At 66.7% G+C, this 9602-nt stretch carries 8 protein-coding genes and 1 pseudogene; all 9 read right to left on the bottom strand.

The window, feature by feature from the left end; translation table 11 throughout:
* Positions 1-133 (bottom strand): annotated as a pseudogene (locus JaAD80_RS32005) (IS481 family transposase); the annotation flags it as partial.
* Between the two features lie 491 nt (positions 134-624).
* Positions 625-1260 (bottom strand): GspH/FimT family pseudopilin, encoded by a 636-nt coding sequence (locus JaAD80_RS14830; protein WP_308410612.1) that lies wholly within the window; start codon positions 1258-1260, stop codon positions 625-627.
* A 2-nt stretch (positions 1261-1262) separates the two neighbouring features.
* Positions 1263-1829, bottom strand: coding sequence for a type IV pilin protein (locus tag JaAD80_RS14825; RefSeq protein WP_308410611.1), 567 nt, complete (start codon positions 1827-1829; stop codon positions 1263-1265).
* 165 nt (positions 1830-1994) lie between these two features.
* On the bottom strand, positions 1995-4511 hold the full coding sequence (locus tag JaAD80_RS14820) for a pilus assembly protein (RefSeq protein ID WP_102295060.1): 2517 nt from the start codon (positions 4509-4511) through the stop codon (positions 1995-1997).
* The gene (locus JaAD80_RS14815; protein ID WP_146012394.1) at positions 4490-5860 is read right to left on the bottom strand and encodes a hypothetical protein; all 1371 of its coding nucleotides are present in this window, start codon (positions 5858-5860) and stop codon (positions 4490-4492) included. Before JaAD80_RS14815 ends, JaAD80_RS14820 begins: the two co-directional genes overlap by 22 nt.
* A 152-nt stretch (positions 5861-6012) precedes the next feature.
* Positions 6013-6684: a PilX N-terminal domain-containing pilus assembly protein gene (locus JaAD80_RS14810; protein WP_102295057.1), complete on the bottom strand. Its 672-nt coding sequence runs from the start codon at positions 6682-6684 to the stop codon at positions 6013-6015.
* A 2-nt stretch (positions 6685-6686) separates the two neighbouring features.
* Positions 6687-7700, bottom strand: a complete 1014-nt coding sequence (locus JaAD80_RS14805) for a PilW family protein (RefSeq protein ID WP_102295055.1) — start codon at positions 7698-7700, stop codon at positions 6687-6689.
* Positions 7697-8293 carry a type IV pilus modification protein PilV gene (pilV, locus tag JaAD80_RS14800; RefSeq protein ID WP_102295054.1) on the bottom strand — a complete coding sequence of 199 codons (597 nt, stop codon included), beginning with the start codon at positions 8291-8293 and terminating at the stop codon, positions 7697-7699. Before pilV ends, JaAD80_RS14805 begins: the two co-directional genes overlap by 4 nt.
* 705 nt (positions 8294-8998) lie before the next feature.
* Positions 8999-9460, bottom strand: a complete 462-nt coding sequence (gene nrdR / locus JaAD80_RS14795; protein ID WP_071324704.1) for a transcriptional regulator NrdR — start codon at positions 9458-9460, stop codon at positions 8999-9001.
* Between the last annotated feature and the right edge of the window lie 142 nt (positions 9461-9602).

Here is a 9602-nt window from a genome sequence, read left to right as displayed (position 1 = left end):
ATTTGCGCACAGTTGCTTCGCTCACGGCGTAGCGGGTAGCGGCCTGGCAGCTCGGCAGGCGGTTAAGCAGGACGTCTTCGACCATCTCGACTCGACGAATCAGCGTTAATCGGGCATTCTTATGGATGTTCATTCGGTTGGTTTCCTTGAGAACTGGGGGTTTGGCGATTTCCAGTGTCTCAAATCCAATCCGAATGAACCACAACAACCTATTGAAACATCACACCTAGTCGCCTTGACGCTTGACGCTTGGCGCTTGGCGCTTGCCTTGCCTTGCCTTGCCTTGGCTTGGCTTGGCTTGGCTTGGCTTGGCTTGGCTTGGCTTGGCTTGGCTTGGCTTGGCTTGGCAGGCATCGTCTTGCCGACGCCGGCAAAGTTGGAAGGGAACCATGGCAGACGGACTATAGCGCCAGGTTTCAGGAACAGGGCGCGGAAGATTCCTGCCCATTTATATCCAGCAGTAGAGCTTTTCCCACATTCACACCTGCGCACAGGCTGGTGGCAGGTGGCAGGTGGCAGGTGGCAGGTGGCTGGCGGCTGGCGCCACATTTCCCTGGCTCGTGACCGATGGCTAGCTATTGCGGGCATGGCCGGCCCTGGCAGCACAAGCCGCCCGGACCGTCTTCAGCTGTCGGCCACGCCGCTGCAATTGAGCGGCTGCTGCTGTGGATCGCAGACGCGCACCCTGCCCAGCATATTGATCTTGACATGGCGCACCTGGCTGCCCAGCCGCAGGGACAGCGTGCCCCAGCGCGCCGCCAGGCTATTGGTGGCACTGCAACCGCGTCCCGCGCCATTGTAGGCAATATAAAACGGCGCCGCGCCGGAAGAAAAGGCAAACTGGACGTTGATGCCCGCCGCCAGCGGCCCCTGGCGAAACAACAGTTCATCGCCGCCATCGAGAGCCAGGTTGGCATTGCGGTCGATGAATACCAGCCAGCCCGTGCGCCAGTCCACGCCACCGGCACCGGCCGGCATCAGCAGCACGCGCTGGCCGCGCGCCATCGCCAGCGCCCGCGTCAATTCAATGGCGGAATACAAGTCCATGGCCGCCACGCGCACTTGCTGGCGCGCCAGCAACTGCTGCAAACTGGGCAGGGTGGCGGCCGCCAGCATGGCGGCGATCGACAGCACGGCCAGCAATTCCAGCAAGGTATGCCCCGCGCGCCATGGCCGCAGGCCCTTCGGTGGCCCGCAGCAAGCGACGCGCAGGCGCCAGCCGCTGGCAAGTTTGGCATCGCGACAGCGCAGGGCGGCCATGGCTAGGGCCAGCAACGGCTGGCCGGGCCGCTGCTGCCCCGCTGGCCCGTGCTGCTCAAGGACAAGACGCCGCACTCGGCATCGTGAAAGTGCGCATCCACCTTTGGCGTCCCCGGCATGGCCCGCAACAGCACGCAGAGCCCGATGCTCATGCCGGGACAGGCGACGGCTTCGATTTCATAGGCACTGCCGGAGGCGCCCGACTCGGGGCCATCACCTGACCACCAGGGAAATTGCTGGACCTGCGGCGCTGGCGATGCCGAGGAAAAGGCCAGGTAGCGATTATTTTGCGTGTAGTAACGCTCCTGCTGCTGCATCAGCCGTAACAGCGCCGCCTGCCCTTGCACCCGCTTGGCGCGCACGATATGGCCGTGATAGGCGGGCACGGCCAGCGCCAGCAGCACGCTGATGATCGCCAGCACGGCCAGCAGTTCGATCAGGCTGAACCCCGGTGCGACGGCGTGTGGCTGCCACGCCAGCCATCGCCCGGCCGGCAGGACTTGCGCCGGCCGCCTGACTCCCGCGCCGCCATCCCGCCACGCCAGTTCATCTCGCCGCAGCGCCGTCACGTGTCGCCCTTTCCATCATTTTAATCAGACCGCCGCACCACGACGTGCCAATGCGGGGCGCTGCGGCTGCCGCTGCCGCTGCGGTAGCCAAGCCAGTTGCCAAACCAGTTGCTGCCTGGCCTACCGCGCGCCGCGAACCTGCATGGAAGCTCTTTGCCATGAATTTCATGGCATCTTTTTCTTGGCCGCTTCGTGCAATTCACGCCAGTTCGCCACTTCGCGCCAGCTGAGGCGGCGGGCGGGCAGCGGCGCGCCGAATACCTTGAGCGGCTGCAGCACCGCACCGGACAAGCCCGGTTGCAGCACGGCCAGCTCCTTGCGTAGCTCGACGCGTCCCGTCGCCGTGGCGGCGCCCACCGTACTGTTCAGTTCCAGCACCATCGGCGGCGCCCGTGCCAGGCCGTCGAGCAGGCGGCCCGTCACCGCCCCCGCCTGCACCAGGCCGGCGCCGTCGGCGGCAAAACCGCTCAGCACGTCCAGCGCATACAGGCGCGTGGCAGGCCGGGCGCACGGCTCGCGTCCCGGCAAAACGGTATTGAAGATCACCTTGCCCGCCGCCAGCGCGGGGCTGTGGATGCTGCGTTCGCCCGTCTGCGCGGCCTCCATGAAATCCAGGTACCAGCCATGCATGGCGGCGCTGCCCGTGTAGCGCAGGTCGGCACCCTCAAGGGCCAGTCCATCGGGCACCACGGCCAGCGAGCGCGGCTCCAGGTCGGCACGGCCGAGCGTCGCCGATTGCTGGCGCAAATCGTCATGGACGGCATAAAACGCTTGCGGCAGGAAGGCGCCAGGCCAGGTATCTGCCGCCTCGACCAGCTTGCCCGTGCCAAACAGCAGCAGATAGCCGCCGCCCGGCGCATACGCCACCTTGATCTGCTGTGTCACAGGCTGGCGCAAGCCTTGCGCATCGCGCGCGACAAAGACCAGCTTGCGTCCCGCCCCGTCTTTCCACGGCGGCCCGCCTGACACGTCGAAGCGCCAGACATTGCCCTGCAAATCGCCCGCATACAGATAGGCCAGTGCACCGTTGCTGCCCGGCAGCAGTGCGGGCGGCCCCAGCGCATGGGCAGTGGCGCCCCCGTCCTGGCCAGCATCGGGGCCGCCGTCGCCGCCACTGGCCACCGGCACTTTCAGCCGGTAGTAATTGCTGCCCAAGAGCCACGGCGCGCCCACGGCCTTGTCCAGTGCCAGCAGGAAGATGGCGGCAGCGTCGGCAGGCGCCGTCGTTTCCTTGCCATCGGCGCTGTAATTGTTGTAGCCGCTCGCCACCACTGCAAAGTCGCGGTAGGCCGGCACGCCCTCCTTGCCACCCATATTGAGCCGGGCAAACGCCGGCGGCGCCCGCACATTGCCGATCAGTTTGTCATCGCGGTCGGTAAATTCCCACACGGCACCGTCTTGCGCAAAGCGGGCCGGATCGGTGATATCGAGCGCAAACACGCCCTGGGCGCCACCGCCCATGCCCGACACCAGCAGCGTTTTCCAGTGTCCCAGCGCCAGCACTTCCGCTACAGCCGCGCTGCCGTCGAGCAAGGGTGCGGGACTGTAGTGAGTACTCGCCGCGCCCGCCGCGCCACGCAGCAGTGCCTGGGGCAAATATGCAAACAGTTCGCTGCCCGTGCGCGCGTCGAAGGCATGCAGCAAGCCATCGTTTGTCCCCAGGTAAAGCATCTTGCGCCGCTGCTGCAGCAGCTTGCGGTGCAACTGGTAACCGGCGCCCGGCATGCCCGGCGCCGGCGTGCCCACGTACACGAGACTGCCGAAGGGTGCAGCGCCCAGGCCGCCGGCGCGGCGGCGCAAGAAGCCACCCGGCAACCCCACTTCATCCGTGCGTTTGCCCAGCAGATACTCAAGCCGCACCTCGCCGTGAGCGTCGCCCTGCCCGTCGCCGCTGTCGTCGCCAGCACTGAAGGCACTGCGCTGCGCCGGATTCAAGCGCTTCCAGAGCAGCGGCATCAACGCGCCCTGCGCATCGAGCGTGTAGACGGGACGCAAGGTGGCCGGTGTGTCTGCAGGCGTGGCTGGCGTCAGCTCGCCCGCGCGCCACACCGGCTTGCCAGCGCTTACGCCGCCATCGGCAGCCACCGCGAAGGCGAAGCGCGATACGCTCATGCTGCCGTCCGCCAATCGCATCTGCGTCTGGAACCAGTACGCCTCTTCCCCGCCGCTGGCAGGCGCCATCAGCATGGGGCCGGCCAGCGTGGACACCCGCGTTGCCTTGTCCGCGGCGACAAAGGCGGCACGCAAGCCGGCGATCAGGGCGACAGGATCGCTGCCGGGCAAATAGTGTCTGGGCCAGCGACCATCCAGGCTCCATTCGGCAAGGGCGTTGCCGCTGGCGCTCTTGAACGGGTTCGCATCGCCATTCGTATCGGCAAAGCCGCCATACTTGGCCGCCAGCAGCAGCGGCGTGACAGTTGGCGTGGCAGCGGGCATGGTCGCCGGGTCGCTACGGCGCAAGTCGCCCGCATGGTGCTCCAGCGTCGCCGCGTTGCCGTTGTCGGCCTTGCCGCCGGGGCGCAGCGCCTGCACATGCGACCAGTACGCCAGGCCCGCCACATGGTAGCTGGCCCCATCCGCCCCGCCGGCCAGCATTTCCAGCCCGGCCAGTTCGGGCCGTGGTGCCGGATTGCCCTGCGCGCCACCGCTTTCCAGCATCCCTACGGCGCTGGTCCAGGCCATCGTATCGAGCGGGGGTGGCGCAAAGGCATCCGTGGGACGCGCGCGGTCGCTGGCATGGACGGCGCGCCTGCGACGGGAAGATTGCCTGGCACGTAGCGGTCAGCGGCCATGCCCGCATCGCCAAGGCTGACGACAATATGGCGCTGGCAGCTGGCCGTCTGCGGATCGCTCCACTGGCCTACAACCGGCAAGCCATCGTCGACGGCTGGCGGCGCCGTGGCGGGCGGCACCACGGGACTGGCCTGCCGCCCCTGCAGGTAGCGCAACGATTCGTACAGCAATTCGGCCAGCGGCGCCGCGCCCGCGTAGGCGCCCTGGCGCGCCGGGTTACTGTGGCCCAGGCCGTTGATGTAAGCGGTCACCCCGCCGCCATGGCCGCCACCGTGGCCATGCTCGAGGAACACGCCCGTCAGCGGATGCCATTCGGCATCGGGATTGTCCTGCGCCACGAAGCCGGGCGCCAGCCAGCGCTGCCTGCCCACGTGGGCCAGCGGCGCGCGCAGCACGCCGCCATACATATGGTTGACCGAAGGGCTGACTGAAGGGCTGACGACAGGGGGGCCGTTCAGATGGCCAAAGACGCCCACGCGCACCCTGCCGCCCAGACGCTGCAGGGCGCCGACCGGCTTGTATTGCTTGCCGTACGCCAGGCACAAGTCGCCGCGCAGCGGTCCCTCGCTGGCATCGCACACGCGCACCCTTGCCAAAAACACCCCATGCGTGCCCGCTGCGCCAGGCGCGTCGCAACTGCCACTGCCACTGCCACTGCCAGGCAGGCTGGCGTCGCCAAACAGCAGGCGGTTGCGGCAGGAAACGATGGCCACTTGCGCCAGCGCAAATGGCGTCGCGGCGGCGACGCCCTGGCGCAAGACCTTGCGCGGAAAATAATCGGCATGGGCGAAAAAATCCGGGCCGCTGGCGCCATCGGGCAGATAGGCCCGCTGCAGGACCGTCTTGCGCACTTCATCGATGACGCGCGCGCCGCCCGTCAATGCATAGCGGACGATGTCGAGCATGCTTGCACTGGCCCAGTTCAGGAAATTGCCACTGAAACTATCGCCGCCACAGCCATGCAGCGCATCGGCCGGCTTCAGCACGGAGAAGTAAGCGGTCGCTACGCGCAAATCCGGCAGCATGGCGCCATCCTTGCTGCGATACGGATACACATAGCACATGCGCGCGTCGAAATAGCCGGCGTACTCGCGCTGTGGCAGATACTCGCCGCCATGCGCGGCAGCGGCCGCCGCATGCGTAAGCGACAGATTGAGCAGCAGGTTCGGCGGCACTCTGGCGCCCTGCAAGCCCGCATCGGCCCGTTCCAGCGCCACCGCCGGGGTTGCCGCCTGCACGGGCTGAAAAAACAGGCACAGCAGGCAAAGCAGGCAGCATCGGCAGCACAGGCAGGCCGCCAGCCGGACCCGCGCCGCGCGCAAGCATGAAGACCAGTGCACAGCCCGGCGCGGCTGTCCACGTGGATCAGCGCATCCAAGCTGCGGCGCCATCACGGCCCCGCTCCCGCCGCCGCTTTGCGGTAATAGCTTTGCAGCACCACCTGCGTGCTTTCCTGCGCACCGAAGCCGATGGCCGTGATGCGGTACAGATAACTGGGATTGAGCAGCTTGCCCTCAGGCGTGCCCGCCTCCTCGCCCGGCGCATGGAAGGGCAACAGTTCGATCAGATAGCGGGGACGCCGGAACGGCAGATAGCCTTGTCCCGTCTGCATGGCCGCACCCGTATAGTGCCCGTGCGGCACGAAGCGGTTGCCACTGGCGCCGTCCGGCGCATCGAGCGCCATGGCCAGCCATAGCGGCGGCATGCCCTTGGCCGCCGCCAGGCACAAGCCCAGCTGGCCACTGCCCGCCTCGCCGCAGCCATCGAGGAAGCCGGCGGCGCTGTCCGGCGCAAACAGGCTGCTGCGCCCGGGCGCGCCGGGCAAGCCTTCGATATCGTTCTGCGCATCGAGCAACGCTTCCTCCGCGGCCTGGAACGCGATATGCCGGTCGCGTTCGCCGCGTGCCGCCTTTTCGCCCTGCAAGGCCATCTGCGCCGCCGACACGCCCAGCAGCAGGACCACGACCAGCAAGCACAGCACGTAGACGAGGGTGGCGCCCCGCTGGCGCAAAGGCTCGGGTCCGGCTCGGCAACTGGCAATGGCCATGGCGATGACAGTCATGGCTAACTCCCGCCGTTGCGCAGCATGATGCTCATCTGCACCATCTGCCGTGGCCGGCCCTGCGCCGCGGCGGGCAGCGCCGCCCGCACAATGCGCACGCCCGGATCGCCTGCGCCGTGCGCCTCGGCATACGCTTGGCCGAACAGGTCGAACTGCGCCGGCCCCATGTCATCGGCTTTGCCTACGGCGCCAGAGTCGCCATGCAGCAGCAACGCCACGCGCACGCCGACAATGCGCTTCCAGTGCGTGCGGCGGAACAAGTCGCGCTGGCGCTCCGCCGCGCTGGCCCCGACCAGCACCAGCGCGGCATCGTAGGCGTCCAGCGCGCTGGCATGGACATAGCTGTTGGCCACGCCATCGGCAGGCGTATCCGTATCGAGGCCGTACAGGACTTGAAAACCGTCGACGCCGCGAATGATGGCGTCGGCGCCCCAGCCATTGGCGCCACGGTATTTGCAGCGCAATTCGGCCTCGCCATCGGCACCCTCGGCAACATAGAAGATGCTCCAGCCACGCTGGGCTTCCGTTTGCGCGGCACCCACGCCGAAGCCGGCGCAATTGAGCACGGAGCCATCGCCGCCCGCGTCGTCGCCCGCGCCGTAATAGCGCAAGGCCAGCACATCGCTGCCATGCGCGGCGCCGGGCAACGACTGGCTGATGCCGTCGCTGTTCTTGCCCAGGCTGCGCGCGTCAAGTCCGGCGATATTGGCGCTGTCATGCGTGGCGTGGGCGACGGGCGCGGCGCTGCTGTCCCAGTTGACATAGGCTGTCTGCCGCACGGCGCGGGCGATGGTGTCGAGCGCATAGCGGCCGTTATCGTCGAGACGCGCGCTGGCGGACTGGCCAGCGTAGCTGCCGCCAGCCGCCAGCAGCACGGCACTGGCGGCAAGCATCAGCAAGGCACCCAGCGCCATGCCCACCAGCATTTCTACCAGGCTCAGGCCGCCATGCCGGCGCCAGTGGCCACGGTGGCCGCGCCTGGCGCCGCCGGCTTGCCTGGCCGCCTCGCCGTTCATGCCCCGCCCCCGCCCACTTGCAAGGCCAGCTTGGGCAGTGCGACGCCATCGCCATTCTGGACCGGCTGACCATTGGCATGCCGGCCACGCCAGCCCAGCTTGATGACGACGGGCGCGCCCTTGCCGCCGCTGCACGTCCAGTGCAAACCTTGCGCGGACGCATCCCACGTCTGGACGTCGCGGCAGATATGCAGGCGCGCGCCCGGCAAGCTTGCGTGCAGTTGCTGGCGCCATTCGGCGATATCGAACTGCGCCAGCTGCGCGGCGCTGCAGGCGGCGGCGCCAAAACAGGCGGGGCCACCGGCCGGGCCAGGCGCGGCGCCGTCAGGCGGCTCTTCATAGGAGACGCCGAGATAGGCATTGCCGGCATCGGGGCCATGCATCAGCACACTATTCGCACGCATGCGCTCGGCCATGCCGGCGGCCAGCTGCACCGCGCTCGACAGCAATGCCGATTCATGGCGCGCGCGCAGGGAAGTCAGATGCAGGATGCTGGCGCCAAGCAGGCCCAGCGCCAGCAAGAGCAGCGACACCAGCACCTCGACCAGGGTGCTGCCGCCCATCATCACCATGCCGCGGCCGCCGTTGCGCATCGAGTACTCCTTTTTCGCAGAAAGAGTCGCAGGAACAGGCGGCCCAGCTACACGATAGGCGTGCGCGCACATCTGGACATGAGCTAGCGCAAACGGCGGTGGAATGGCGATAAAAAGACAGCAGAAACGGGGCTTGTATTGATCAGCCGGCTTGCCAGCGGAAAAAATAGCTGGATGGAACGACCATGGCGCGCGCCGATGATGCTGGCAGAAATGCATGGTGAAGACGTGCCGCGACGGGTGCCTGCCGCAGCCGCTGGCGGATCAGGAGAGGCGGCAATCGCGCAGCGACACAGAGGGCCGGCGTCCGGCGCGCGCAAGACACAAGCAAAGCCCGGACACGGCGCCGCGCCGCGATGACTGCAAACGCCGGGCGCCGGCGCGGCGGGCATGGCGCATCCATTTGATACACCGCAAGGTTCAATCAGATAGGGTCAAGCGTGCTGCAGGCACGTGAAGAAAACGCAGAAGCGGCAGCCGCAGCAGAAGCAGACGCAGCAGCAGCAGCAGCAGTAGCATCAGCGCGGGGCATCCAGGAGACTGCCAGCAGGAACAGGCGGCTTCCGCGAAACCGGCGAAAAAAACCCGCAAAACCCGCAAAACCGGCACGGAACCGGCAAGAACCCTGCACGAGACCGGCACAAGACCGATAAGAAACCGGGGCAAGAGCACGGGGCAAGAGCCGCCCGGCGCAAAACGCGCCGCCTACGGCTTGCGCGCCTGCCCCACTTCGGCAATCGCATCCTGGAACTCGGCCAGGTCTTCGAAGTTCTTGTACACGGAAGCGAAGCGGATATACGCGATCTTGTCGAGGCGCTTCAATTCCTGCATGACGAGTTCGCCGATATAACCGGAATCGACTTCACGCAAGCCGCTGGTCAGCAGTTTTTCCTGGATGGAGGCGATGGCCGTATCCACGGAGGCGGCCGCGACGGGGCGCTTGCGCAAGGCCAGCATCAAACTGCCGCGCAACTTATCCGCAGCGAACTCCGTCCGGCTGCCATTCTTTTTGACGACGGCCGGCATGATAAGTTCAATGCGCTCATAGGTGGTAAAACGCTTGTCGCACTTGCTGCAGCGGCGGCGGCGCCGGATGGCATCCCCTTCCTCCGATACGCGCGTATCGAGAACCTGGGTATCGCCGTGCTGGCAAAATGGACATTTCATGGGCTGGCTACAACTTTATAGTAATAATTACGGGAAATCGCCGCCCTTAAATCAACGGGCGCCCGAATCACTCCGGGCGCCCGTGGGCACGACAGGAATGTGTCATACACAATCTTACTCTGTATGACACATTCTGGACAAA

It is taken from the genome of Janthinobacterium sp. AD80 (assembly GCF_002878455.1).
In the GTDB taxonomy this organism is placed as follows: domain Bacteria; phylum Pseudomonadota; class Gammaproteobacteria; order Burkholderiales; family Burkholderiaceae_D; genus Janthinobacterium.
The sequence above is the reverse complement of the archived record's forward strand: the minus strand, read 5'-3'. Positions and strand labels throughout refer to the sequence as shown.

What these genes read in the sequence shown, in the direction of transcription:
- JaAD80_RS14830 (WP_308410612.1), bottom strand. Translation starts at nt 1,260, where the DNA reads ATGGCCGCCCTGCGCTGTCGCGATGCCAAACTTGCCAGCGGCTGGCGC.
- JaAD80_RS14820 (WP_102295060.1), bottom strand. Translation starts at nt 4,511, where the DNA reads ATGGCCTGGACCAGCGCCGTAGGGATGCTGGAAAGCGGTGGCGCGCAG.
- JaAD80_RS14810 (WP_102295057.1), bottom strand. Translation starts at nt 6,684, where the DNA reads ATGACTGTCATCGCCATGGCCATTGCCAGTTGCCGAGCCGGACCCGAG.
- JaAD80_RS14805 (WP_102295055.1), bottom strand. Translation starts at nt 7,700, where the DNA reads ATGAACGGCGAGGCGGCCAGGCAAGCCGGCGGCGCCAGGCGCGGCCAC.
- pilV (WP_102295054.1), bottom strand. Translation starts at nt 8,293, where the DNA reads ATGCGCAACGGCGGCCGCGGCATGGTGATGATGGGCGGCAGCACCCTG.
- nrdR (WP_071324704.1), bottom strand. Translation starts at nt 9,460, where the DNA reads ATGAAATGTCCATTTTGCCAGCACGGCGATACCCAGGTTCTCGATACG.